23 protein-coding genes are annotated in these 25,724 nt (G+C 43.7%); 6 read left to right on the plus strand and 17 right to left on the minus strand.

What is annotated here, in order from left to right:
- Nucleotides 1-26: 26 nt before the first annotated feature.
- The gene (locus tag N5C46_RS07010; protein WP_261751461.1) at nucleotides 27-929 is read right to left on the minus strand and encodes an AEC family transporter; all 903 of its coding nucleotides are present in this window, start codon (nucleotides 927-929) and stop codon (nucleotides 27-29) included.
- 70 nt (nucleotides 930-999) lie between these two features.
- Nucleotides 1,000-2,322: a 2-hydroxycarboxylate transporter family protein gene (locus tag N5C46_RS07015; protein ID WP_261751462.1), complete on the minus strand. Its 1,323-nt coding sequence runs from the start codon at nucleotides 2,320-2,322 to the stop codon at nucleotides 1,000-1,002.
- Nucleotides 2,323-2,612: 290 nt separating this feature from the next.
- On the opposite strand from N5C46_RS07015, the gene N5C46_RS07020 reads away from it, so the two are divergent.
- Nucleotides 2,613-3,968: an IS1182 family transposase gene (locus N5C46_RS07020; RefSeq protein WP_261748840.1), complete on the plus strand. Its 1,356-nt coding sequence runs from the start codon at nucleotides 2,613-2,615 to the stop codon at nucleotides 3,966-3,968.
- Between the two features lie 95 nt (nucleotides 3,969-4,063).
- On the opposite strand, the gene N5C46_RS07025 is transcribed toward N5C46_RS07020, so the two are convergent.
- From N5C46_RS07025 to N5C46_RS07045, 5 genes are all read right to left on the minus strand, one after another.
- The gene (locus tag N5C46_RS07025; protein ID WP_261751463.1) at nucleotides 4,064-4,774 is read right to left on the minus strand and encodes a response regulator; all 711 of its coding nucleotides are present in this window, start codon (nucleotides 4,772-4,774) and stop codon (nucleotides 4,064-4,066) included.
- Nucleotides 4,767-6,368: a DcuS/MalK family sensor histidine kinase gene (gene dcuS / locus N5C46_RS07030; RefSeq protein ID WP_261751464.1), complete on the minus strand. Its 1,602-nt coding sequence runs from the start codon at nucleotides 6,366-6,368 to the stop codon at nucleotides 4,767-4,769. The genes N5C46_RS07025 and dcuS overlap by 8 nt, the downstream gene beginning before the upstream one ends.
- Before the next feature lie 113 nt (nucleotides 6,369-6,481).
- Complete coding sequence (locus N5C46_RS07035; RefSeq protein WP_261751465.1) at nucleotides 6,482-7,414, minus strand: alcohol dehydrogenase; 933 nt, start codon at nucleotides 7,412-7,414, stop codon at nucleotides 6,482-6,484.
- 98 nt (nucleotides 7,415-7,512) lie between these two features.
- Nucleotides 7,513-8,832 (minus strand): serine hydrolase domain-containing protein, encoded by a 1,320-nt coding sequence (locus N5C46_RS07040; RefSeq protein ID WP_261751466.1) that lies wholly within the window; start codon nucleotides 8,830-8,832, stop codon nucleotides 7,513-7,515.
- Nucleotides 8,833-9,285: 453 nt separating this feature from the next.
- Entirely contained in the window at nucleotides 9,286-10,062 is a 777-nt protein-coding gene (locus N5C46_RS07045) for an enoyl-CoA hydratase-related protein (protein ID WP_261751467.1), read from the minus strand.
- Between the two features lie 151 nt (nucleotides 10,063-10,213).
- Between N5C46_RS07045 and N5C46_RS07050 the strand changes: the two genes are divergently transcribed.
- Nucleotides 10,214-10,516 carry a hypothetical protein gene (locus tag N5C46_RS07050; RefSeq protein WP_261751468.1) on the plus strand — a complete coding sequence of 101 codons (303 nt, stop codon included), beginning with the start codon at nucleotides 10,214-10,216 and terminating at the stop codon, nucleotides 10,514-10,516.
- A 41-nt stretch (nucleotides 10,517-10,557) separates the two neighbouring features.
- Here the strand turns inward: N5C46_RS07050 and N5C46_RS07055 are convergent, their stop codons facing one another.
- The 3 genes from N5C46_RS07055 to N5C46_RS07065 all read right to left on the minus strand — a co-directional run bounded on the left by N5C46_RS07055 (nucleotide 10,558) and on the right by N5C46_RS07065 (nucleotide 13,997).
- Entirely contained in the window at nucleotides 10,558-12,114 is a 1,557-nt protein-coding gene (locus N5C46_RS07055; protein ID WP_261751469.1) for a fatty acid--CoA ligase family protein, read from the minus strand.
- A 150-nt stretch (nucleotides 12,115-12,264) separates the two neighbouring features.
- Nucleotides 12,265-13,251 (minus strand): lipoate--protein ligase, encoded by a 987-nt coding sequence (locus N5C46_RS07060; protein ID WP_261751470.1) that lies wholly within the window; start codon nucleotides 13,249-13,251, stop codon nucleotides 12,265-12,267.
- An 11-nt stretch (nucleotides 13,252-13,262) separates the two neighbouring features.
- Entirely contained in the window at nucleotides 13,263-13,997 is a 735-nt protein-coding gene (locus tag N5C46_RS07065; protein ID WP_261751471.1) for an MBL fold metallo-hydrolase, read from the minus strand.
- Between the two features lie 196 nt (nucleotides 13,998-14,193).
- Here N5C46_RS07065 and yhfH point away from each other — a divergent pair, with 196 nt between their 5' ends.
- Nucleotides 14,194-14,328 (plus strand): protein YhfH, encoded by a 135-nt coding sequence (yhfH, locus tag N5C46_RS07070; protein WP_079533738.1) that lies wholly within the window; start codon nucleotides 14,194-14,196, stop codon nucleotides 14,326-14,328.
- 65 nt (nucleotides 14,329-14,393) lie between these two features.
- Here the strand turns inward: yhfH and N5C46_RS07075 are convergent, their stop codons facing one another.
- From N5C46_RS07075 to N5C46_RS07085, 3 genes are all read right to left on the minus strand, one after another.
- A complete protein-coding gene (locus tag N5C46_RS07075) occupies nucleotides 14,394-15,146 on the minus strand; it encodes a FixH family protein (RefSeq protein ID WP_261751472.1) in 753 nt (250 codons plus the stop codon).
- A 142-nt stretch (nucleotides 15,147-15,288) separates the two neighbouring features.
- On the minus strand, nucleotides 15,289-17,487 hold the full coding sequence (locus N5C46_RS07080; protein ID WP_261751473.1) for a YhgE/Pip domain-containing protein: 2,199 nt from the start codon (nucleotides 17,485-17,487) through the stop codon (nucleotides 15,289-15,291).
- Nucleotides 17,488-17,612: 125 nt separating this feature from the next.
- Nucleotides 17,613-18,185 (minus strand): TetR/AcrR family transcriptional regulator, encoded by a 573-nt coding sequence (locus tag N5C46_RS07085; protein ID WP_261751474.1) that lies wholly within the window; start codon nucleotides 18,183-18,185, stop codon nucleotides 17,613-17,615.
- A gap of 188 nt (nucleotides 18,186-18,373) precedes the next feature.
- Between N5C46_RS07085 and N5C46_RS07090 the strand changes: the two genes are divergently transcribed.
- Nucleotides 18,374-19,780 carry a LysM peptidoglycan-binding domain-containing protein gene (locus N5C46_RS07090; RefSeq protein WP_261751475.1) on the plus strand — a complete coding sequence of 469 codons (1,407 nt, stop codon included), beginning with the start codon at nucleotides 18,374-18,376 and terminating at the stop codon, nucleotides 19,778-19,780.
- A 115-nt stretch (nucleotides 19,781-19,895) separates the two neighbouring features.
- Here the strand turns inward: N5C46_RS07090 and hemY are convergent, their stop codons facing one another.
- From hemY to hemE, 3 genes are all read right to left on the minus strand, one after another.
- On the minus strand, nucleotides 19,896-21,293 hold the full coding sequence (gene hemY, locus N5C46_RS07095; protein WP_261752296.1) for a protoporphyrinogen oxidase: 1,398 nt from the start codon (nucleotides 21,291-21,293) through the stop codon (nucleotides 19,896-19,898).
- A gap of 117 nt (nucleotides 21,294-21,410) precedes the next feature.
- Nucleotides 21,411-22,343 (minus strand): ferrochelatase, encoded by a 933-nt coding sequence (hemH, locus tag N5C46_RS07100; RefSeq protein ID WP_261751476.1) that lies wholly within the window; start codon nucleotides 22,341-22,343, stop codon nucleotides 21,411-21,413.
- A gap of 90 nt (nucleotides 22,344-22,433) precedes the next feature.
- The gene (gene hemE / locus N5C46_RS07105) at nucleotides 22,434-23,462 is read right to left on the minus strand and encodes a uroporphyrinogen decarboxylase (protein ID WP_261751477.1); all 1,029 of its coding nucleotides are present in this window, start codon (nucleotides 23,460-23,462) and stop codon (nucleotides 22,434-22,436) included.
- Between the two features lie 276 nt (nucleotides 23,463-23,738).
- Here hemE and N5C46_RS07110 point away from each other — a divergent pair, with 276 nt between their 5' ends.
- Nucleotides 23,739-24,245, plus strand: coding sequence for an antibiotic biosynthesis monooxygenase family protein (locus N5C46_RS07110; protein ID WP_261751478.1), 507 nt, complete (start codon nucleotides 23,739-23,741; stop codon nucleotides 24,243-24,245).
- Nucleotides 24,246-24,389: 144 nt separating this feature from the next.
- The gene (locus tag N5C46_RS07115; protein WP_261751479.1) at nucleotides 24,390-24,965 is read left to right on the plus strand and encodes a cysteine hydrolase family protein; all 576 of its coding nucleotides are present in this window, start codon (nucleotides 24,390-24,392) and stop codon (nucleotides 24,963-24,965) included.
- Between the two features lie 92 nt (nucleotides 24,966-25,057).
- Here the strand turns inward: N5C46_RS07115 and N5C46_RS07120 are convergent, their stop codons facing one another.
- On the minus strand, nucleotides 25,058-25,711 hold the full coding sequence (locus tag N5C46_RS07120; protein ID WP_272501228.1) for a response regulator: 654 nt from the start codon (nucleotides 25,709-25,711) through the stop codon (nucleotides 25,058-25,060).
- Nucleotides 25,712-25,724: the final 13 nt, after the last annotated feature.

Raw genomic sequence — 25,724 nt, forward strand, 5'->3', positions numbered from 1 at the left:
AGCGAAAACACTCAAGTGGTTTTACATTATGAAACCAGTGCCAACATGACCGGAATCGTCACGATACTCAAAAGCGTCGTGACCAGCGTACTTGCTGAGACGAGATCAGGTTCCGTATTGAATTGCAGTGAAAACATCGTCGTATTGGCAGCAGTCGGCATGCTTGCCAATATAATAAGGATCGAACCGAGTGTCGATGAAATCGGCAGCAGGGAGACGATCGCCAATGCCAGAATGGGCGAAGCGACCATTCTCATGATCACGATGAAGGATAATGCGCTTCTCTCCACTTTCTTCCCGCCAAGAGTGGCCAGCTGCATCCCGAGGACCACCATGATCGTAGGGATCGTTGCTTGTGAAATCAAATCAATCGTTTGATTCAGAAATAGTGGAACGTGAAGGTGCAGTACCTGAAAGGCAAGACCGATAAACGCACCATACAAAATCGGCATCTTGACGATCTTTATCCAGATTTCCTTTGGTCCCCTTGCTTTGTCACTCCCGCTAATGGCGTAGTATAATCCGATCGTATTCATAAGGAACGATTGAATCACCATCATGATGACGGCATAGCGAAAACCGAGTTCGCCAAACCCGAACAAAATGATGGGTACACCGTAATTACCCGAATTCATGAAAACCCCGGAAAGGATCATGGCTGATTCTTTCGGTTTTGAGTAATTCCTGACCGCAGCCACTATTTTAACGGAAAGAATCAATATGACACAAAGTGCTAGGCAAAAGAGAAAAATATAAAGATAGTCCATATTCAGTTCATTTTCGTAAAAGGTCTTGAACGCCAGGAAAGGATACATTAAGTAGATGGCCATCTTCGAAATCGAGTTGATTTCGAAGCCAAGTTTCTTTTGCCCGATATACCCAACAGCAAAGACCAGTAAGGCAGGCAGTACAATCAATATTACATCCATTTATGTCACCACAATCTATTGAAATGAAAGATAGGCCTGACTACTAGAGTCAAGCCTAAGTGTACCATATTTACAGGAGAGGGATAATTAATCCGGCTAACAGCAGGATCAATGCGCCACCCAGTCGTGAAGATATCTGTGCGAATGGCATAAGTTCCATTCGTTTCGATGCTGACAACACGGCAACATCCCCTGTTCCTCCCATATTCGCCATGCACAGTCCTGCGGTGATGGCTGCTTCGATCGGATAAAAACCAACCAGTTTCCCAAGTATGGCAGCTCCGATGATCGCCCCCAGGACCACTCCGAGTACGGTCAGGATATATTGAAGAGTCAAAGCTTCAAGGACCGTATTCAAATCCGTGTACGCAACACCGATCCCGAATAATAAAGCGAAGGTCCAGTTACCCGCTACAAATTGATACCACTGACTCGCTCCCTCTACTACATTTTGAGGAATGATATTCGAAATCTTCGCCACTGCCACCAGGATGATCATGATTGCATAAGGATGAAGAGGAAGAATGGATCCCAGCAGGGTCCCAACCGTAAAGAATGTCAGTGCAGCGAGTAAGCCTACCCCCATCTTCTCAATGTGATATTTCTGCTTTGTTTTCTCATAGGTAAAGCCTTTCATGAGCTGGCCGTTTCCACTCAGGGAAGGGACCTTTTTTCCGATAATATCAAGAACCGATGCCAGAATGATGGCAAATACATTTCCCAACGCAAGTGCCGGGACAAGCATCGATATATAATAGCTCGGATCATTCCCCATCATTTCTGAATAGATCTGGCTCATCGGCACTGCGCCGGCTCCCATTCCCCCACCCATGATTGGCATGGTAATGACAAGAATCGCTTCTTTAAGGGTAAAGCCGACAAGAGATCCGAATATACCCGCTACAATGATCGCTCCCGCCACTGCACCGAAGATTGGTAGAAAGTAGCGAAGGCCCACCTTCACCAACACTTTCGAATTCATCCCCAATATACTTCCGGTAATTAACGCCGCAATATAAAAATTCAAGAATCCACCTGATTTCATAAAGTCGGTCATGGATGTGACTGTGGTTTCAGGAAGCAATCCTGCATAAACCATATAGGCCGCGCCGAAAATCGCGATGATGGCCCCGCCCCCAAGGAACGTTTTCACGATGGGGGTACGGTCTCCCACCCATCCAAATAATTCACCAAGGACCATCATGACGAGAAGGCTTCCGATCATCCCTCCCGGCAGATTCCCCGTGTACATGCTAACCAGCGTAATCCCTGCAAAGACCAGGAACCAAAGGATCGGCATATTAAAGATTTTGAGAGAACGATCTTTCGTATCTGTCACATCCTCTTTTGTTTTCCCATTTTCATATGAAAGTGTTGATGCTGCTTGTCCCATTTTGTTCATCCCCTTTCTCGATTTATCAGTACGAACTGAATGCAGAAACTCTCTTTCCAGCACTCTCTTCCTTACACCCCTGTAATCGCACTTTAGCAACCGCTTACATTATACTCATTTTATGAAAACGCTTTACATTTTCATAGATTATGAAACTATTGTTTGTTTTTTGAAATTAAAATAAGCAGCCATAAGCTGCTTCAGCTTGTAGACAAAGTCTAAGAATTAGACCAAGTCTACAAGCTTTTTTTGTATAATAGAAAGGAATAAAGCTTTTGTGGGGGATAAAAATGTTATCAAAACACACTAAAGAAGGAAGAAATCAAATTGAAATGGTTGCGCTAGATGAACTTGTTCCTGAGGATCATCTAGTTAGGAAAGTTGAACAAGCGATTGATTTTGAATTTATTTATGACTTAGTAGAAGATAAATATTGTTTAGACAATGGGCGGCCTGGTATTGATCCCGTTGTTCTCATTAAAATGGTCTTTACCCAATACCTCTTTGGCATACGCTCCATGCGTCAAACCATCAAAGAAATCGAAACCAACGTTGCTTATCGATGGTTTATTGGGTATTCGTTCAAAGAGAAAATCCCTCACTTTTCAACCTTCGGTAAAAACTACGTTAGGCGCTTCCACGATACGGATCTCTTTGAACAAATTTTCTACCGCATTTTGAAAGAAGCGATGACCAAAGGATTGGTGGATCCATCCGTTGCGTTTATAGATTCTACTCATGTAAAAGCGAATGCGAATAAGAAGAAATTCGAAAAGAAAATAGCCCGAGTCGAAACTAGAACGTATCAGGATCAGCTGGATAAAGAGATCAACATTGACCGAGAGGAACACGGAAAAAAGCCCTTCCCCCCACAGAATAAAGAAGAGTCAAAAGAAATAAAGGTCAGCACGACAGACCCTGAAAGTGGGTATTACGTAAAAGATGAGCGCGAAAAGCTGTTTGCGTATTCTTTTCATACGGCAAGCGACTCCCGGGGTTTTATCTTAGGATCTCTTGTCACGGGAGGAAATGTTCACGATAGTCGGATGTTGGACAAGCTCGTCACTCAAGTCACGGATAAAGTCGGTAAGCCCAGTTCTGTCGCTGTTGATGCAGGATATAAAACACCCCACATCGCTAAATTCCTCATGGACCAAGAAATCAGACCCGTTATGCCTTATACACGGCCGAGAACGAAAGACGGATATCTTAGGAAATACGAATACGTTTACGATGAATATTTTGACTCCTATCTTTGTCCCGAAGGACAAATTTTACCTTACCGTACTACCACAAGAGACGGGTACAAACAATACGCTTCAAATCCTTTGGAATGTAAAGACTGTCCTCTGTTAGAACGTTGTACACAAAGTAAGAATCACACCAAGATGATTCATCGACATGTGTGGCAGGATTACATAGATGAAGTAGAACATTTGAGACATACAGAACTTAATAAAACTCTATATGCGAAACGCAAAGAAACGATCGAACGGGTCTTTGCGGACGCAAAAGAAAAGCATGGCATGCGTTGGACGACCTTAAGAGGTCTTAAAAAAGTTTCAATGCAGGCGATGCTTACATTCGCTGCCATGAATCTTAAGAAGTTGGCAAACTGGACATGGCGAGGGCCATGTCCAGCCTAGAAACAGGAGAAAAATCTTTTAAAATATCAGAAAACCCCACCTTCGGTTAAAGTGAAGGTGGGGTTTGTCTACAGTCTGAAGCAGCCATAAGCTGCTTATAAATAACTTTCGATTCTCTGGATATTCATTTTCTTCAACGAATACTGATATACCGGCCTTCCGATTCCATAGACCAGGGTCTCATCCACAACCCCGATTTCTTTCAAAAACCTCAGGTACTTTCTGATCGACACCCGTGAAATGGACGTCACCTCCGCTATATCATCTGTTGAAAATGACTCTTCTTCGAAACTGACAAGCTCTTGATAAATAGACGCCAATGTACTTCTCGCCAACCCTTTAGGAAGGGACATCTTCTCCCCGGTATCTTGTACATCCCGTAATAAAAGCAGATCCAGTTCCTCCTGTTCGATGGTAGAGTGCTTTTGAAGCATGTGATTACTCTCCCGGTAAGACGTCAACGCTTTTTTAAATCGTTCGAATTCAAATGGCTTGATTAGATAGTCAACAACGCCCATCCTGAGGGCACTTTGAATATTTTCGACTTCTGATGCCGCTGTGATGAGAATGACATCCATTTCCCGCTGTTCCATGCGTATTTGCTCCAATAAGTCCATTCCCGTTTGCTTCCCGGGCAAATAAACATCCAATAATATCAAATCGACCTTGAACTCATTTATCTTCTCCATGGCATCTTCAATGGAATTCGAAATGCCGATTAATTGAAATCCATCGATCTCCCCCAGATACCTTTGATTAAACCGGGCCACCATTGGGTCATCTTCCACGATCAATACATTAATCACCCTTCATCGCCTCCTTATATGAAGCCTGAACGATCATCGTCGTTCCCGAACCTTCCTTCGATTCAACATGCAATGTCCCATTCAGCTTACCGACACTCTCTTTCACCAGGAAAAGACCGTATCCACGTCCTTCTCCCTTAGAAGAATACCCCTTGATGAAAATATCGTCTACCATGTCATCCGGCATCCCTATCCCTGTATCCGTCACTACGATTTCAAGCTGACCATCCTGATAAAATAACTCCATCAAAACTTCCCTTTCGTCACAATCCATCATTGCATCAATACTGTTATCCAATAGGTTGCCAATGACGGTGATCAGCTCATGGGTAACAGAAGGGTCCCTTGGTTCCGGAAGAAAGTCGTGACACTCGATGGTTAACCTAACGTTCTTTTCCCTCGCATAGCTCAGTTTCCCCATGATAAAGCCGGCAAGGGCGGGAGCTTTCACTCTCGAGGTCACCATGCTCACTTCGTCGACACGGAAGGAAACAAGGTCTTTTACATACCGCCCTAAATGGCTGTAATCCTTCATCTTTACGAGTCCCAGGATGACATGCATTTTATTCATGAATTCATGTGACTGAGCCCTGAGAGCTTCCGCATATGATTTTACACCGGTTAGTTGTTCCGCCAACTGATTCACTTCCGTCTTATCACGGAAGGTAGAGATCGCTCCGACCACCTCGTCATTGACGATTAATGGAACCCGGTTCACGAGTATCGATACCCCGTTGATCGTCTGCTCTTCGTCAAGCTCGGGTTGCCCCGTCTCCATCACCCGTTCAAGACGGGTGTGCGGCATGTATTCCTTAATGGGTATACCTATCGGATCGGAACTCAGTCCAGCTTTATTGAAAATTTTCAGCGCTGATTTATTCACAAGGGAAATGGTGGAATCCTTATTCACAGCCACCACTCCTTCATGGACCGACTGGAGCATCGTATTCCGCTCCTCTAAGATCTTCGCGATCGCAAAGGGTTCAAGACCAAATAAGATTCTCTTTATGTACCGGGCAATGATGATCGCGCCTATAATCCCCACAATGATTCCAAGAGCCGAACCCAATAATATATTGTAGTGGCTTTGATTCAATGCTTCCTCAACACTTTTTAGGGAAATCCCCACAGACACTGCCCCGATCTGTTCGTGTTTCTCATTGTAAACGGGAGAAAAAGCCCTCACAGACTTACCAAGCGTGCCCTTAGAAATGGACAGGCTTTCTTTACCTTCCAACACATCTTTCTCGTCCCCACCGACAAAGTGCCTGCCAATTCGATCAGGATCGGGATGTGATTTCCGTATGCCCTCCATATCCATCACCACAACAAACAGGACCTCTGCTGATTCTTGGATATCCAAGGCGTATTCTTGTATGCTGCCTTCCTTTTCTTGATTCTGAAGGCCGCTCTTCACAATCGAGGAGTGAGCCACCGTCCTTGAAACTATCTTGGCTTTTTCTTCGATATTCGCTTCAATCGTATCATTGATCGTCCTTGTAATCAGCAGATCGGTTATGACAAGGGAAACGAGGACAACGACACAGACGAAAAGAATGATGATGGTACTTAGTTTAAGCTTCTTCTTTTTCACGGGCGTCACTCCTCCGTTTGGTATGATTGTTTATTTTACATGAATTTTGGTATTATGATAGACCCGCGTAAAGAAAGAGGCTCCATGGGAACCTCTTTTTGATAGAATTGATGTTAGCAATAGTTCACCAAAACCTTTATGGGAGAAATCTTTCCTGTACCCAGCTCTTCAAAACACTGTGGTAGTTCTTCAAATGTGATCGTTTTTTCAAACAGCTCGTGTAAACCGGAATCCTTACCTTTAATTTGGTTAAAGTACCATTTAGAATGTTCCGCATAATCCCATCCATCACTTGACCCTACAACCTTAAGCTCCTTACGGAAAAAGTCAGGTTGAAGAATAAATGATTCCTTATTCCCGTCGGATAATATGCACATTTCACCTTCAATCTTAAGCGACTCTTGCAGTATCTTAAATGCCTCGTTAAACCCCGAGCACTCTAATGCATAATCATAGAAATCACTTGGGCATTCACTTTGATCTTTGTAGACGGTTTCCGCCCCCAATCCCCTTGCTAATTCGCCTCTGACGCTATGAGGTTCTACCATATCAATGTGACTGACTTTCATATATTCCTTCAAATAGTAGATGGTCAATAGACCCATCGTCCCGGCACCTGTAACCAACACCCGATCGTTCCCTTTCGGATTCAATTTAAGCACACCTTTTGCTGCATCACATGACAATATCACGAGCAATGCCTCTTGAGAGGGAATCTCTTCCGGAACGAAAATGGCCTTACTCTCTTTTACGATCCCATAATCCTTATGCCCATAAAATGCAACAGCCCTGTCCCCTATTTTGAAGCCTTTGACCGCCTCCCCTGTGGCTATCACTTCCCCAAAACTTTCATACCCGGTTTCTTTCGGGTAAGTCGGCGGAAGGTCAGTGGGATCCGTTTCATTGTATTGAGGAAGTTCTGCCCCGAGGCTGATGGCTCCTGCAATGGTTTTAATGAGAATCTCATCTTCATTGAGGGAAGGTATGGTTTGTGTCTTCCACTGCAATGTCTTTTTCGCTGTTAGTTCAAGTGATTTTTGTATCATGTCGCCTTTCCTTTCATTCAAAAACTTTCGCCTATTTATCTGAGAGTCTTTGCGCCTGGCTCTTAATAGAATTTTATTACCCCCATGTAATGAGGCTATCAGTGTCTCGCTTCATTTCGTTTTAGCAATGAAATCATTAACAGAAGGACACCATTTAATGTAAACGTCCCAACGAGAAGTTTTATGATGAATGCAATGTCGGGTGCGTATAGATTGATTGAATGCCAGGGAGTAGAGAAGAAATAAGATAATAGGGGAATGATTCCGATCGCAAGAAGTAAGGAGAGTGATCCGATAAATATCCATACTCTCTTCTTAATGGCAGCTTTCGTTCTGAGTCGGGATATATTCCAAACGCATAATAAAAAAATGAAAACTGTGATGGAACAGACAATCCATTGTAAGTGATGATTAACCGGCTTCACTTCCGGCATTGTCCCATTTTCCAAAATCTTCTTAATACCATCCCTCATCCAGATGGTTGAATGGACTTCTGAAAAGTTGTTTTTGTTCGTGAGTAAGATAAACCCATAGTTCCCATTAGGATTTATGAATAGTTCTGACCGGGAATCGGGTGTTTCACCGCCATGGAAATAGTATGAATCATCCGCATTTGCTGAGATTCTCCAGCCATAACCATAATACATGTCTTCTTTTCTATGAACTTGTGGAGAAGTATACATAGAGAAGGTTTTCTCTGAGAGCAATCCTCCGCCTCCGTCCAACATAAATCTTATGAACCTCGAAATATCATCTGAAGTGGAGACCATATACCCGTATGGAGCACCGCTATCATCCATAAACCCTTTACTTTTTATCGGCTTGCCGAACCATGTTTGAAACCCGGGCTGATACCCTAATTCTTCTGCATCCCTATAATTTGATACAGTCCTATACATTCCGATTCTTTTAAAAATTTCATCATCCATAAAAGTAGTAAACGACTGATAGGATACATTCTCTATTACTTTTGCCAACAGTAAATAATTCGCAGGGCTATATTCATGCACTTCCCCTGGTTCATGATTTAAAGAAACACCACTCAGTTCCTGAACAGCTGTAGCTATAGCATCTTCTCCTCGAAGATTGCGGTCTGCAAGAACCATCCCGTCATAAGAGCTAATCCCGCTTGTATGCGTCAGTAACTGCCTAATGGTTACTTCCTGATAGGAACTATCTTTCCTATAATGGAAGTGTGGTAAGTATTGAGATATCTCTTGGTCAAGGTCCACCCTTCCATCATCTACTAATTTCATGATGGCGAGGCTGGTTATGGGCTTGCTGACAGAGCCAATTGTAAACATGGTGTCCTTTGTTACGGGTGCCCCATTACTCTGTTCCCCGAACCCTTCTTGATAAATAAGTTTTCCGTCCTGGACAATGGCTAATGAAGCACCTGGAATCTTATACTTTTTCATTGAATCTCTCATAAATTCATTGATAAGCCCTGCTTTGGTCATCTCTCCACGAACATGTGACGCAATAGGAAGCACGATGCAACAAACCAAACATATAGAAATAAGTATTTTTTTCAAGGTCGATGTCCCCTTTCTTAATGAATCACCAGAAGAATAATAACATTTTCATAAATTTACCAATAAATGTATCATCCTACTAACGACCAGAGGACTAACTTATAGTGAGACTTGAGACGTAAGGAAATGAAATCTGTATAGGACATGACAGTTTTATTTTCAAATCCACCAGGTTAATTTTCAAAAACGCTACTCTTATTTTCAAATCTAATAATATATTTTCAAAAGTGATTCTCCACCAGTCCCGCACTATAAAAAGATCCGCCGCGAGAGCCAAGCTGGCTCCACAGCAGATCCGCTACTCACACAAAACCTCAATCAGTCAAAACGTTCGATTCACTTCCCCTTAAACTCAGGCTTCCGCTTCTGACTGAACGCCAGTAAAGCTTCCACCCGGTCTTCAGTGGGGATCGTGATTTCATATGCCTTTCTCTCAATCTGCAAACCTGTCTGCAGGTCCACGTTCATCCCATTTTTAACGGCAAATTTAGCCTGCTGCAGGGCAACCGGTCCGTTCGCTAACATCGGTTCCACGAATCCATGGACTTCCCCCATGAAATTCTCTTTTTCTACTACCTTTGTAACAAGTCCGATTTGCAATGCTTCTTCTGAAGTTAAACGTTTAGCCGTCAGGATAAGTTCGAGGGCTTTTGATTCGCCCACCAATCGCGGAAGTCGCTGAGTCCCTCCTGCTCCCGGTATGATGGCGAGGCTCGTTTCGGTCAGCCCCATTGTCGTCCCCGCTACAGCTATCCGGAAGTCGCAGGCGAGAGCAAGTTCCATCCCTCCGCCGAATGCGTAGCCGTTCATGGCGGCGATGGTCGGCTGCGGAAGGGTGGCGACAGATTGGAAGACTTCACCGATCTTGTAAACATTACGGATGACCTGCTGTTCAGTCAAGGTCTTTCGTTCCTTAAGGTCCGCTCCGACTGAGAAAGCTTTTTCTCCGCTTCCGGTAAAAATGACGACCCGGACGTCCGGGTTGATCCGGAGTGCTTCGACTACCTGCTGCAGTTCGTTCAGTGTATCGAAATTAAAGGCGTTCATTGCATCCGGCCTGTTGATGGTGACCGTTGCGACATTGCCCTTTTGTTCCAGTAAAATGGATTCCATGTTTGTTCTCCCCTTTGTCTAAGTGTTTCCTCCTTATGTATGATTCGACACGAATCGAGAAAACCCTTTCATTTTTTGAATGGACTGAACACTTCCCGGGCTAATGCATAGACTATCGTGACATCTACCCATAAAGGAGTTGTACGATAGTATGTATCATCCGTATAATCAAAACCCTTACTTCCAGCATCAACAGGCCAGTCAAAGCTTCAATCCGCACCACCGTGAAACGAAAAGTCTTCCGGATCAGTGGGTTGAGTATATTCAACCACTTGTTACCCGTGCCTTATCTGAAGTAGAAGAAGGCATCAACCTGACACACCTCTTCCAGGAATTTATCTTATCCGGTGTATTGGTCGGGCAGGGATTCACTCCGGAGCAGGCAATTGAGCAGGTCGAGACGTGGGAAAAAGGTGAATCCAAGTTATTACAGGCCAGTAAAGCTATGAAATGATACAAAAAGATGCTCAGTGATCCACTGAACATCTTCTTTTTTTATGACTGTAGGACTTGCTCTTTTAACGCTCTTCTTAAAATTTTCCCCGTTGTATTCTTCGGCAGTTCATCCAAGAACTCGATGGAAGCCGGAAGCTTGTACTTCGCAAGATGCTCTTTACAATATTCCAGCACACCCTGTTCTGTCAGGGATGGATCGCTTTTTACAACATAACAGTTGACGGCTTCACCCAATTCGGGATGGGGGACTCCGATGACCGCTGCTTCCACGATACCTGGATGATTGTATAGCACTTCTTCCACCTCACGAGGGTAAACATTGTATCCCCCTACAATGATCAGCTCTTTTTTTCGGTCCACAATGTAGAAGTAGCCATCTTCATCCATGCGGGCAAGGTCTCCGGTATATAACCAGCCGTCACGGATCGTTGCGGCGGTTTCTTCTTCCATCTTATAATATCCCTTCATGACATTCGGGCCTTTGACAATCAGTTCACCGACCTGTCCTACAGGGACCTCTTCTCCCATTTCATCGACGACTTTATTCTCCAGGTTCATAATCGATGTTCCGATCGACCCCGGTTTTCTAGGTCGATCCAGCGGGTTGAAGCATGTCACAGGTGACGCTTCGGATAATCCATATCCTTCAGAAATCATGACATTGAATTTCTTCTCAAAGTTTTTAAGAAGGGCCACCGGCAGGGAAGCACCGCCTGAAATACAGAGACGAAGAGATGATAGATCTTCCGGGTTTCCATCAGGATACTGAAACAGGAAGTTGTACATGGTCGGTACCCCTGCGAATACGGTTGATTGATACGCCTTTGATAATTCAAAAATGGCCTTTGGACTGAAGCGTGGAACGATTAACAGAGTAGCTCCTCTTAAAAGAGGTGCATTCAGGACCACTGTTAAACAGAAAACATGAAACATTGGCAGAGCGGTAATGACGGTATCATCTTCATTCATTCGCAAATAGCTGCCGACGTCGGTCGCATTGGAATAAATATTTTTATGAGTGAGCATGGCGCCTTTTGGTTTCCCTGTCGTTCCGGAAGTGTAAAGAATGATCGCCACCTCATTCTCATCCACCGTCTCACCTTTGAATCCCGGGTCCCCTTCCCCCAAAACACTTGTAAACGATTTCATTTTAGGGTAAGCAAGAGACATTTTTTCTAAGTCAATATCCTTTGCCCGTTCATCTCCTGATTCACACAGGATGAAGTGCTCGACATCCGATAAAAGATGCTGCATCTTCTCGATTAATGGCACGAGTAGATCAAGTGTGAGAATGGCCTTCACATCACCATTCTTCAGAATATAGCCAATCTCATCAGGAGTGTAGATCGGATTGATCGGGATGACCTTTAATCCAAGACGAAGTGCACCATATAATCCGATGACAAAATGCGGTGAATTCCCTAATACAAGCGCGATATGATCTCCTTTTTTCAGACCCAATTGCTCCAAGCCGCTTGCAAATTTCGATACAGCACCATTCAATTCCCCGTATGTACTTGAAGTATTCAAGAAATGATAGGCTGTTTTATCTGCTTTCTTATGAGCGATTTGGTCTAACCGTGTAGCAATATTCAATTGTATCCCTCCCCTTTTCAACAAACTGAATGAATGGTCATTCATCAAACTATTAAAAGTATTCAAAATATATTCTATATAAAGAATAGTATTAATACAAGTATATTGACGTAAAAAAACCGCCCAATTTGGACGGTTCTTCCATTTATATCAATACACCAAGTCAACGAATTCATCCTTCGTGATATTACCGAAATAGTGTTGGATATCAACACCTTCCAATGCCCCGGCAATGTCCTTCCGCTCGTAGCGTGTACCAGCCAGCTTTTCTTCAATGTCCTCTACATTTCCAACCCCGAAGAAATCACCGAAGATTTTACAGTTATCGATCTTTCCTTTATTCACTTCGAGTCGCACATCGATGGAACCGACCGGGAAGCGGTGGGAATGCTGGAGATTGAATTTTGGTGACTTCCCATAGTTCCAATCCCAGTTCTGATAGCGTTCTTTTGAAAGCTCATGGATATTCTTCCAGTCTTCTTCCGTCAGGACATATTCTTCTACATCGCTTCCGTCGAAAATAAAATCAAGAAGGGTTGAGCGGAACTCTTCTATCGTCATTTGATCAGTCAGGAATTCTGAGATATTGGCCACACGGCTCCGGATTGATTTGATTCCTTTTGATTCGATCTTATCTTTTTTCACCCGGAGGGCGGACACGACGTTTTCCATTTCGGAATCGAACAGCAGCGTTCCGTGACTGAACATCCGACCTTTAGTGGAGAACTGGGCATTGCCTGAGATCTTTCTGCCTTCTGCGATGAGATCGTTACGACCGCTCAGCTCTGCTTTCACCCCGAGTCTATGGAGGGCCGATACAACAGGCTCAGTGAACTTTTTGAAATTGTGAAAGCTCTCCCCATCATCTTTCGTGATAAAGCTGAAGTTCAGGTTCCCCAGGTCATGATACACGGCTCCCCCACCGGAAAGACGGCGTACCACGTGAAGTCCCTGTTTCTCTACGTAATCTGTATTGATCTCTTCGATTGTATTTTGATTCTTCCCGATGATGATGGAAGGTTCATTGATATAAAATAATAAATAACTCTCATTAATATCTAAGTTCTTCAGTGCATATTCTTCTATAGCAAGATTGATCCGCGGATCTGTGATTCCTTTATTATCAATAAATAACATCGTTTTCCCTCCTAAATTTCTACAACCATATCTTTTTTTGCTAATGATACATGACCGCTATAAACTGTTTTCGCTTCTGTTATCAACTGCTCCAAGTCACCGAAATGAGGCAAGTGGGTGAGGATGAGGTTGCGTGCACCGGTTTTCTGAGCAAGTTTTCCGGCATCCAGACTAGTCATATGACCAGCGTTCGAGGCATCCATATCACCATAGAAATTACATTCACACAGAAGCACATCAGCATCCTGTCCGAATGAAATGAATTCTTCCCTGAAGGCTGAATCTGCTGTATAAAAGAGGGATTTCCCATCTGCCTCGATTCTCATCCCGTAACATGGAACGGGATGCTTGGATTTCACAAACGTTACCGTGAATGGACCGACGGATAATGAAGAGTCCTCAGTATACTCATGGGCTGTCATTAAATCTTTGTATGTAAGGGAATTGAATCCTTGTTGATCTTCCCGGTGGGCATATACAGGCAGTGTACCTTCGTTTTTTCCCAGGAAGTATTGAATCAATAATGCGTGTTGTAGTACACCTATATCTGCCACATGATCGGGGTGATAGTGGGACAGAAGGACCGCATCCAACTCTGTTGCTTCTATATGGTGTTGAAGATGGGATAATACACCACTTCCACAGTCAATAAGCAGTTTAAAGCCATTCGCTTCAAGTAAATACCCGGTGCTCGCTTCTCCTGCTTTCGGATATCCGCCCCATTGACCAATAACGGTTAACTTCATGTCTGAACAACGCCTTTCACTTTAGTCTGTACCCCTACTATACTTCATTGTGCCTATTTTTTCATTTTTTCCGCCCATTTTAGAATTAATTGTTGACGAAACTCATACTGTTATAATACAATAAAATAAATTAACACATCAGTTATATAACACGAACAATTGATGGGTGAATACAAATTTACGGAGGGTGATGAACATGGTAAAAAATATTGTTGAGTTCTTTCGAAATTTGCCGCCTAAGTCTTGTGCACAATGTGGAGATACAATTGAGGAGCAGCATGAATGCTACGGCATTTATTGCGAAAAATGTACGACTGACTACGAATACTAAGCGTATGAAAATCAAGGGGTACTAAAAAGGATGCTCTTCAAAAATGAAGAGCATCCTTTTTATGATTATTGTACGTCCACTGTTTCCATCGAGTGTTCGTGAATTTCTTCTCCTTTGGTAACATGCACTTGTACATTATATGAACCTTTTTCCGGGAATGTGTAGGAACCGCTATACTTGCCGGCTTCATCCGGTGTCAGATCCACCCACTCGTGCTTCTCCTGTCCATCCTGATATATTTCAAAACGGACTCTGGCATCTTCCAGTGCTGCTTCTTTATTTTCTACATGTACCTTCATTTCCGCTTCTTCACCCGCTGTAATACTGTCAGGCTTCATCAAATGTATGGAAACAGTACTTTCATGGTCGCCATGGTGGTGATCTTCACCCGCTTCCTCATGTTCTCCGGCTCCTACTTCCCCGATGGCAATTTCCGTCTTCGGCATCGTATGCATGTCCCTGGCGGTTACATGGACCTGTACTGTATACAGTCCGTCTTCTTGAAACGTCTTTTCCGCTTTATAAAGCCCACCCTTTTCGTGCTTGGCTTCAATCATTTCGCTTTCATCTTTATGACCATTTTTCCAAATCTCATATTTCACTTCACCGGCGTCGTCGACGTTCTCATCACCTTTGGTGACTTTCGTGGAAAGGGAAACGGGTTCACCTTTTTCTCCTTTTTCGGGCACGTCTAACTTTGCGTCAATCGCTTCCAGTTTTTCATCTTTTTTTGCTCCGTTATCTTCATTTGAATTACCGCATGCAGCGATAACCAATGCAAGAAAGCCTACCAGCATAAACAAACTTATTTTTTTCATTATTGATCCTCCTTTTGGCCTTTTAAGTGTATCACCATTATGTACCTCTTCCCAATTAGTATACACGTTCATGTTTACGAAGGGTTTGTCCATTTAATGAAGAAAAAACGGTAGATGTGTGTGACATCTACCGTTTTTTTCCTTAAGCTTCTACTGTTTTTGTATATTGTTTCTTGAATAACCCTACAAAGAACACAGCAGTCAATGCAACAAACACAATGAAGTATCCGAGCAGGATGTATAGATTCTGCCACATGAAGGCAAAATCCCCGCTTGAAATGACCGCTTTGAACGCTGACACCGAGTACGTCATCGGTAACAGTGCACTGATTGGCTGCAGTGCAGTCGGTATCAATTCGAGTGGGAATGTACCGGCACTCGTTGTTAATTGCAGAATCAAGATGATGATGGCGACGAATCGTCCCGGATCACCAAGGATTGTTACCAGCATTTGAATCAATGCCAGGAACGTAAGACTTGTAATAATAGTAGAAAGTAAGAATAATGGTACACTTTCCACTTCAAGCCCCAATCCAAAGAGTAAAATCGCTGCTGCGATCAGTGATTGGATGATCCCCACTGTCGTAAGCACTGTGAATTTACCCATGAACCAGCTCATTCCGCTGGATGGGCGGTCAGATGGTTCGCGGAGTGGATACACAATCGAGATTAGTAAAGCTCCTACAAATAGTCCAAGTGATAAGAAGTATGGAGCAAATCCCGTTCCATAGTTTGGAACATGATTGATTTTCTCATTTTTCACATCGACTGGACCCGCCATCATGTCATACGTATCGTCGTCCGCTTTGACACTGTTGGCTTCTTTTGCTGCATCTTTTAATTTCGATTCGTATTCCGTCGTTCCATCAGATAGTTTCGTTGAACCGTTTGCGAGCTCGGTTGAACCATCGGCGAGTTTCCTGGATCCGTCTGCCAGCTGATTGGAGCCATCATATACCCGGTTAAGACCTGAGCTCAGTTCATTCGCTCCTGAAGCAAGACCTACCGTTCCCTGGTATACGTCTCCAAGTTTCTGATTTAATAAACCGTAGTTTTCCACCACTTTGTTTTGACCGGCTACAAGTTGATTGGAACCTTCGTCAAGCTGTGCTGAACCGGCAACAAGCTGATCGACACCGCCTTGTAGTTTCTTTTGACCTTCATTTAATTTACCGATATTAGTTGCTAAGTCAGTTGCTCCGCCTTGTAATCCAGTAATTCCAGTGCTCAATTCACCTGTACCGGATTCAAGACCAGATGCTCCCTGCTTGATTTGACTGATTGCAGCCTTTAGTTCAGCCTGCTTTTCTTCTGGCAGGCTACCCATGAATGGAGCCAATTCATTCTCAAGCTTGGTGGCACCTGCTCCGATTGCTTGAGCACCTGCTTGAGCACTGTCAGCTCCACCTTTCAAGGCACCGATTTTTTCTGCAAGGGTCTGTGAACCTGCCTGTAATTTAGCCGTATTGTCCACGGCACTATCAAGCCCGGCGTCCACTTGTTCCAATCCTGCCTTGCTTTTATCGATTCCGGCAGCAAGGGAATTCAACCCGGTTTGAACATCCTGTGTCCCTTTATATAGTTGCTGTGATTTATCCGTCATGACACCGACACCGTCAGATAGTTCCTGAGAACCTTTAGCCAGTTTCTCGGCACCTGCACGGGTTTTGGCCACACCGTCTGTCATTTCGACGTTCTTTTCAGCAAGGACTGCTAAATTGTCTTTTAGCTTCTTGGCACCTTGAGAAAGATCAATGGCCCCGTTGTTGATTTCGCCCGCTTTATCGCTGGCGGTCTTGAAACCATCTCCCATTTCCTGAATCTTATCAAACATGGTTTCGGCATACGTTTCTGAAACGGATTTAGAAAGACTCGCTTTGATCTCTTTCATGGCCGTATCCCCGATTTGAGCAGATAAGAAGTTAAAGCTTTCATTTGGTACATATTTCAGCGAAAGCTTTTGAGGATGATCTTCTAACAGCGTTGTGCCATTTTCAGAGAAGTCCTCTGGAATTTCTACAAGCATATAGTAGTCTTGTTTCTCCAGATTCTTGTACCCTTCTTTTTTATCCACGAAATGAAAATCGAACTGATCGCTTTCCTTCAGCTTATCAACAAGCTCCGATCCGATATGCAACTCCTTGCCGTCAAACTCTGCTCCCTGGTCACTGTTCACAACAGCTACAGGAAGATCCGAAAGCTGCTCGTATGGATCCCAGAATGCCCAAAGGAACATGCCACTGTACAGTACAGGAATAAAGAGCACGGCTAATATTGGAATGAGCAGCTTCTTGTTGCGAAAAATCGCTTTGAATTCTGAACCAATAAATGATTTCTTCATATTATCCTCCTATTGTTATTCAAATGATTGAACTATTGACCAATAAGCCCAAACGGTCATTGAAAGGTAAAAAATAAATGACTATTTTATTCAATTGGTCATTTTTTCCTAAAAATTAAGGACTATCAATTTGATAACCCTTTAATGATATATAGCTCAAACAGATTGGCTATTTCATCTTTATCAAGTGGACCATGTGCACGTTCCCAATCGAAGATCAATGAAACGTATAGCTTCAATAGGACGAATGCTGTCATTTCCGGGTTGCAGGGCTTAATAGCTCCTGAGGAAACGGCCTTTTCTATTCGGCGACTCAAAAATTCTATGACCACTTCTTCCATGCGGTCAATGACCTCGGATACAGCAGGCGTTCCCATTTCACGGGCTTCTTGATATAACTTGATCGTCAGCTTATGCTCTTTGCGAAATTCGAGAAGACGAAACAACGCGCGGTGGACATTTTCAGAAAATGTAGCTTCCGGATCAATCACTTCTTCTGCTTCAAAGGTCATTTCATTAATTAACGATGAAACAATCTCGTCGAATAATTCTTCCTTATTCTTAAAGAACGTATAAATCGTTCCTTTTCCCACATTCGCTATTTTAGCTACTTGATCCATCGTTGTGGCCTTATACCCAAACAAGGAAAAAGAATTGGTAGCCGCCTCGAGGATCTGTTTCCTTCGATCAATCGCCATGAACTCACTCCTTCCATTTGACCGTTTGACTATATTTGTAATTTAGTCATTTTGTTAACATTGATAAATTTATCACATCTTCGATCATTACACAAGTGATATTTTTCATTTTCTTTATCCCCGTTCTTTCATATCGAATAAGCCCTGTTGAATAGGCTATAGGTATAAGACCGTTCAGGAGGTGTCCTATGAATATTTACGTAGTGAAAAGCGGGGATTCACTCTGGTCGATCGCATCGAGGTACGGGGTTGAGGTGAACCAGATCGCTTATGGAAATCAATTAAAGAATCCCAATATACTCGTTATCGGACAAAGCCTTCTCATCCCGGAACCATTAAAAGAATATATTGTTCAGCCAGGCGATACGTTGTATAAGATCAGTCAACAGTATCAAGTGGACCTCAATGAACTACAGACATTCAATCAGATTTCTGACCCCTCCACACTATTTATCGGTCAGTTGATCGTCATGCCCGCTTTCATTCACAGGGTTCGAACAGGCGATACCCTTTATACCATTTCCTATAATTATAAAGTTCCCATACAAGAGATTTTGAATGCGAATGCCATCTCGAATCCTTCCCTTATCTACCCTAATCAACAAATTCGGATCCCGAACACGAAACCGGTGATCGAGGTGAATGCCTACATCACGAGGACGGATAGTCAAGGAGTGGCCGAAGTGAATGGGCTGGGAAGCTACTTCACTTACCTTGCTCCTTTCACCCATTCCATTACAAAAGAAGGGACGATTACAGAACTGAACGATACCGGTCTGATATCGGCTGCGGATCATCAACATGTCGATCCCCTATTGGTTCTGACCAATTATGTAGACGGCAAATTCAACTCCGATCTTGTTGCCACGATCTTAAGGAGCAATTCACTGCAAAATACGTTACTCTCTTCCATTCAGGAGAAAATGGAAGCAAAGGGTTATAAAGGCTTGAACATAGATTTCGAATACGTTTACCCCGAAGACCGGGAAAATTATAATGCCTTTTTAAAGAGGACGGTCTCAGCATTAAAACCAAAAGGCTATTCTGTCTCAACGGCACTCGCACCGAAAATCAAGGGAGATCAGAAAGGTCTGTTATACGAAGCCCATGACTATAAGGCTCACGGGGAAATTGTCGACTTTGTTGTCCTTATGACTTATGAGTGGGGATGGGCAGGGGGAAAACCATGGGCGATCGCACCCATTAATGAAGTGAAAAAAGTACTGGACTACGCCGTAACGGTCATCCCCCGCAATAAAATCCTCATGGGGGCTCCCTTATATGGCCGTGACTGGAAAATACCATGGGTGGATGGGACCTTTGCGAAATCCGTCTCTCCCCAGGGGGCCATAGACCTTGCAAGCAAATACGGGGTCCGCATTCAATATAATGATCAGTATCAGTCTCCATTCTTCAAGTATTGGGATGAGAACGGGCAGCAGCATGAAGTCTGGTTTGAAGATGCAAGAAGCATGCTGGCAAAACAAAGTGTGGTGAACGACTATCGATTAAGGGGGCTGAGCTACTGGGTGCTGGGTTCTGCCTTTCCACAGAACTGGGTGCTTCAGCATTCCAGATATCGGGTAGTGAAGTAGGATGCACCTTCAACCCGAGGGTGCTTTCTTTCATCTGGAAAGTGAGGCATAGAGAATATTCAGCATGCCCCTCAAAAAAAAGACCACCAGTTTCCCGGCAGTCTTCCGAAAATAATCAGTTCAAGAAATCCAACACTTTTGCAACGGTCCTCTCCCCCTGCCCGATGCAGTCGGGAATACTCACTCCATCATATGAACTCCCAGCGATGAATATCCCCGGCAAAGTAGCCTCTGCTTGCTCATACATACGTTGAATACGTTCCCTGTGCCCCACCGTGTATTGAGGCATGGAATTTTTATAACGTGAGACAATCGTGAAATCAGGGGGACCATCAATTTCCATGATTTTACTCAAGTCATCAAGCACGATCTGTTCGATGTGGTCATCGGACAGATCCACGATGGTTTCGTCACCGGACTTGCCAAGGTAGCAACGCAATAATGCTTTCCCTTCCGGAGCCGTGTGTGGCCATTTTTTATGTGTCCACGTTCCAGCAGTCAGGGAGTAATCGCTATTTCTGGAAACCAGGAACTCTGTCCCTGCGATATCTTTTTTTATGGCCTCTTGTGAGAATCCCATTGCAACCGTCGCCACTGACGTAGCAGGCATCTCCTTTAAGAAATGTAAGAACGGATAGGAGGGGAACATGGATTGCAATACGTGATGGGGAGTCGTGACGATGACGCTGTCTGCCTCCATTTGATCCCCGTTCGTGAAGGTGACGGTATAATCACCGCTGATCTCTTTTTCTATATTCGTAACCTTCATGCTTTTGTATACGGTATTTGGTTCCAAACCAGCTTCCATGGCATCAATCAATGATTGAAGACCCCCGGTAAAAGTCAGGAAGTTCCCTTCTTCGTTCGCTTCCCCCGCTTGTCCGCTCTTTTTGATGCCTGCTATTAAACTGCGATGTTTCTGTTCCAATTCATAGAGTTGCGGAAATGTAGACATTAAGCTTAATTGATCGATATCCCCGGCGAATATGCCCGTTAAGAGCGGTTCGATCAAATGGTCAACCACTTCATCCCCCATTCTCCTTCTGAAGAATTTCCCCAATGACTGATCTTCTCTTTCCTGGGAACGTGGAAGGATAAAATCCGCTGCAGCCCTCATTTTTCCTGATAGTGAAAATAAACTTGTCGTGATGAAAGGGGCGATTTGGGTTGGAATCCCTACGATGGATCCCCCGGGAATTGGATAGAGTTCACCACCGGCTATACAGTAGGACGTGCCTTTCTTATTTCGGACGAGCTTGTCCTCCATACCCAGTTTTTCCGCTAAACGGGAGATTTCCGTTTTGCTCGATAAACAAGAATCCGGTCCTTTTTCGATGATATAGCCGTCTTTTTTGAGGGTTTGGACCTTCCCACCCAATCGGTGGGTGGCTTCTACCAGTTTTACTTCGATGGGGAGATTCTCTTCCTTGATTTTCTGTTGCAGATAGTAGGCTGTGGTTAAACCAGTGATCCCTCCACCTACGACTACAACCTTTTTGTTTTGTTGTTCCAACACGTTCATCGCCTTCTTTAACAAAATATCTTCATATCCCATAATAGAGAAGGACTAAAGCGCTTGAGAGTGAACCCACTCGCTTCAGTCCTTCGGTGTACAGCCAAAAACGGGAAACTATTTTTTAAGGTGTTTTAACACGACATCTGCCATGGCATCAATGAATTCCGGTTTGGCGTTCGGCATTTCCGGACGATAGTAAGAAGCTCCGATATCATCTGTTACGACTTTACATTCATAATCATTGTCATAGAGTACTTCAAGGTGATCAGCCACAAACCCTACCGGTGTATAAACAAAAGTAGTGTAGCCCTTTTCCTTGTGAAGATCCCTTGTCAGATCCTGGACGTCAGGACCGATCCATGGGTCGGGAGTGTTCCCTTCACTTTGCCAGCCTACTGCATATTCCGTAACACCGGCTCCCTCTGCGATCATTTTCGCCGTTTCCTCTAATTGCTTCGGATAAGGATCTCCGGATTGCAGAATGCGTTCAGGAAGGCTGTGTGCAGAGACAATGAGCACCGCTTTATTTCGCTCTTCATCACTCATGTTTGCAAAGGTCTCCTTCACCCGGTCTACCCAGTACTGTATGAATTTAGGTTCCTCATACCAGCTTTCGATCGCTGTGATCGTTGGACCGCCAAGCTTTTCCGCCGTCTCTTTCGCTCGTCCATTGTACGATTTGACGCTGAACGTTGAGAAATGAGGGGCGAGTACGATGGAAACCGCTTCTTCAATGCCGTCATGATGCATTTGTTCGACTGCATCTTCTACGAACGGTTCGATATGCTTTAACCCAAGATACATTTTAAATTCAATGTTGTCTTGAACCGCATTTAAACGTTCCTCCAGGCTTTTCGCCTGATCGAGGGTGATCTTCGCCAGTGGGGAAATCCCCCCGATGGCCTCGTAACGTCCACGCAGGTCTTCAAGCAGTTCACTGGAAGGGACTCTTCCATGGCGGATATGTGTATAGTAGCGTTCCAGATCTTCTTCTTTATATGGTGTACCATAGGCCATCACCAATAGACCCATTTTCTTCTTTGACATCCCATTTCACCTCATTATCAGTTTCATACATTACATTATTGTGCCATGTTTCTTTCACAGAATCCATTTATGGACATGTGTGAATGTTCTCTACCTGGCACTGTATTCATGCACAAAGGCTGCTAATCGCTTTAGTGTGTCTGGATTGACTTGAGGGAATACTCCATGTCCGAGATTGAAGATGTGACTCAGGTCCTTCCCTTGATCCAGAATCTCTTTGGCTTTTTCTTCAATTACGTCCCATGGTGCCAGCAGGATCGCAGGATCCAGATTACCCATCACCGTTTTGGAGATGCCTCTTTCCCTTGCTTCCTTGATCGGCAATCTCCAATCAAGTCCGACTACATCGATGGGGAGATCATGCCATTCATTCGCAAGGTGGCTTGCTCCGACACCAAACATGATCAATGGTACATTCTCTTCCTTCAGTTCATTAAAGATTCTTTCCATGACCGGCTTGATGAATGTGCGATAATCCTGTACATTCAATGCACCTACCCAGGAATCGAATATTTGGAAGGCAGACGCCCCTGCTTTGATTTGGGCTTTTCCATAGGTGATGGTCATCGCTGCCAATTTATCCATTAAAGCAAACCAGGCTTGCGGTTCTGCATACATGAACGCTTTTGTTTTATTATAGTTTTTGGAAGGGCCGCCTTCAATCATATAGCTTGCCATCGTAAATGGAGCACCGGCAAAGCCGATCAATGGGACCGACAATTGTTCCTGTGTCAATAATTTGATTGTGTCCAATACGTAAGGAACATCCTGTTCAGGATTGATTTCCCCAAGCTTTTCAACATCCGCAGTGGTACGGATGGGATTATCGATCACAGGACCGATGCCTGATTTGATCTCGACATCCACTCCAATTGAAGGAAGTGGGGACATGATATCCTTGTAAAGGATGGCTGCATCGACATCATATTGTTCCACAGGCAGCCTTGTCACATATGCACAAAGTTCAGGCTGGTGCGTGATTTCAAAGAGAGAGTATTTCTCCTTGATTTTCCTGTATTCAGGCTGTGAACGACCCGCTTGTCTCATATACCAAACCGGAGTATAATCCGTTTGCTCTCCCCTTGCCGCTCGTAAAAAAGTATCATTCATCTGTTTCATACCTTTGTTCGTCCACCTTTCTATGTAACTCCATTAACCCTATTGTAAACTAATTTGAGTAGATTCTAAAATTGTCCTATATATTATTTGAACGTACAGATTGTAACCCTTTTAAACTATAGACGTTTTAGGGAGAATTGTATAGTTTTCAAGGGAAAATGTCATAAATTTGCCGATTTTTGAGGGGTGGTGAAAAAATATCCATCATTCATGTTACAAGAGAGAAAGAAAAGGGAAGAGTATAGTAGAAGTGACTACTTTATTGAGGTGATTTGGATGAAGCTATATATGACGACAGGAACACATGATTTCCTACAAAAAATAATGGATCAGCATGCGGGTGAAAAAATGCTCTTGATGCAGGGCGAAGATGCACTGCTTTTGCATGAAACAAGCGGAGAAAGTGTCTTTGAATCTCCCCGCAGCTATGAAATTGTCGATCAATCAGGTGAACTTGAAAGTAAAGGATACGTGGTCTTCAACAACATCCCCGTATCAGACGAAGGCAGGCCGCTTTTTGAATACCGCTTTAAAAACCGTGCCGGGTTGATTGAAGAGGTGCCGGGGTTTACCGCGATTCGAGTCCTTAGACCACTGGACAACGATACATATGTGATCATGACCCTTTGGGAGGATGAACGGAGCTTCCTGGGCTGGCAGGAATCCAAGCAATACGAGAAGGCCCATGCAAAGAGGGGCACTGAAGAAGGAATTGATAACCAAAAGGATATCTTCCCACGTGCATCCTATGTAAGTAAATACTATGTTTCGGGTCAATCCTGAAGAAACGCTGCCTGTATTCAGGCAGCGTTTTTCTTTTCAATCTTTACAATTGCAGTGAAGGTGTACATACATAATTACAAATAATTAACAGTATACTTAATCGTATTGGTTACAGACATCCTGAATGAAAGGAGAGGAGTTCCGATGAGTGAAACATGTTTGATTTTGATTGATTTTCAACAGGCATATAGTGATTCTTCACGTGGAAAGCGGAATAATCCCTGTATGGAAAAGAACGCTTATCAGCTTTTGCACGGTTGGAGAGAAAAAGCCTGGCCGGTTGTACACGTGCAACATTCTTCTTTCGATATGGAATCACCACTGCATTCAAGTTCAAGAGGTTTTGATTTTATAGAGTCTTTCCGTCCTGTACAAAAGGAAAAACATATCATTAAGCACGCCAATAGCGCTTTTATCGATACAGATCTGGATTTATTTTTAAAACGGGAAAAATATAAGTCCCTTGTTGTCATGGGGTTCACCACAAATCATGGTATATCCACCACTGTCCGTATGGCTGCGGATCTGGGATATGAAGTGACGGTCCCTTATGATGCCACTGCATGCTTTGAAACCTATTCGTTTGACGGTTCCCTATTTTCCGCTGAAATTGTTCATGGACTGTCCCTGGCAAATCTTCACCATGAATTTGCCTCCATATCTTCAACGGATTCATTGCTATCATCAAGATTGAAATTAACGAAGCCGGTCATTTTTTAATCATCCTTTTCGCTTTTAGCAGAATGGGCTTAGTCAAGGGGAATGAAATCATTCCTTTTGACTAAGCCCATTCTGCTTTCTTCCTTTCATCTCTACTCTTTCCTTCCGGCTTTATGCAGTATCCCGTTTCGATTCGCGTAAATGGCTGCCTGGGTCCGGTCCGCGACCCCAAGCTTACTCAAAATGTTACTCACATGGGTCTTGACGGTCTTGATCCCGATAAATAACTCTTCAGAAATTTCCTGATTCGTCAGCCCCTCACCCAAGCATTTCAACACATCCATTTCCCTTGTCGTCAACTCTTCATGAGCCTTTCTTTCCTGGGGACGGAATCGGTTCAGCATCTTATCGGCAACTTTGGACGCTATGACCGATTCACCCTTAACCGCTTTATAAACCGCCCCGGTAACTTCTTCTGCACTTGCCGTCTTCAATAAGTAACTATGAGCACCTGCTTCGATGGCAGGAAACACCTTTTCATCGTCATAGTAGCTTGTAAGGATGATAATTTTACAGTGAGGATGAAAGGATAGGATCTTCCTTGTGGCTTCAATGCCATTTCCATCCTCCATTAATAAATCCATTAATATGACGTCGGGCATATACAGCTTGGCAAGCTTAGCCGCTTCATTTCCACTTTTCGCTTCTCCAAGAAAGTCTATCCGATCTTCTGTCAGCAAATAGGTTTTCATGCCCAGCCGTACCATCTCGTGATCATCTACAATCATTACCTTTATCTTATCCAATTGTCTTCCCCCT

Origin of the sequence: Rossellomorea vietnamensis (assembly GCF_025398035.1) — a bacterium.
Lineage (GTDB): Bacteria > Bacillota > Bacilli > Bacillales > Bacillaceae_B > Rossellomorea > Rossellomorea vietnamensis_B.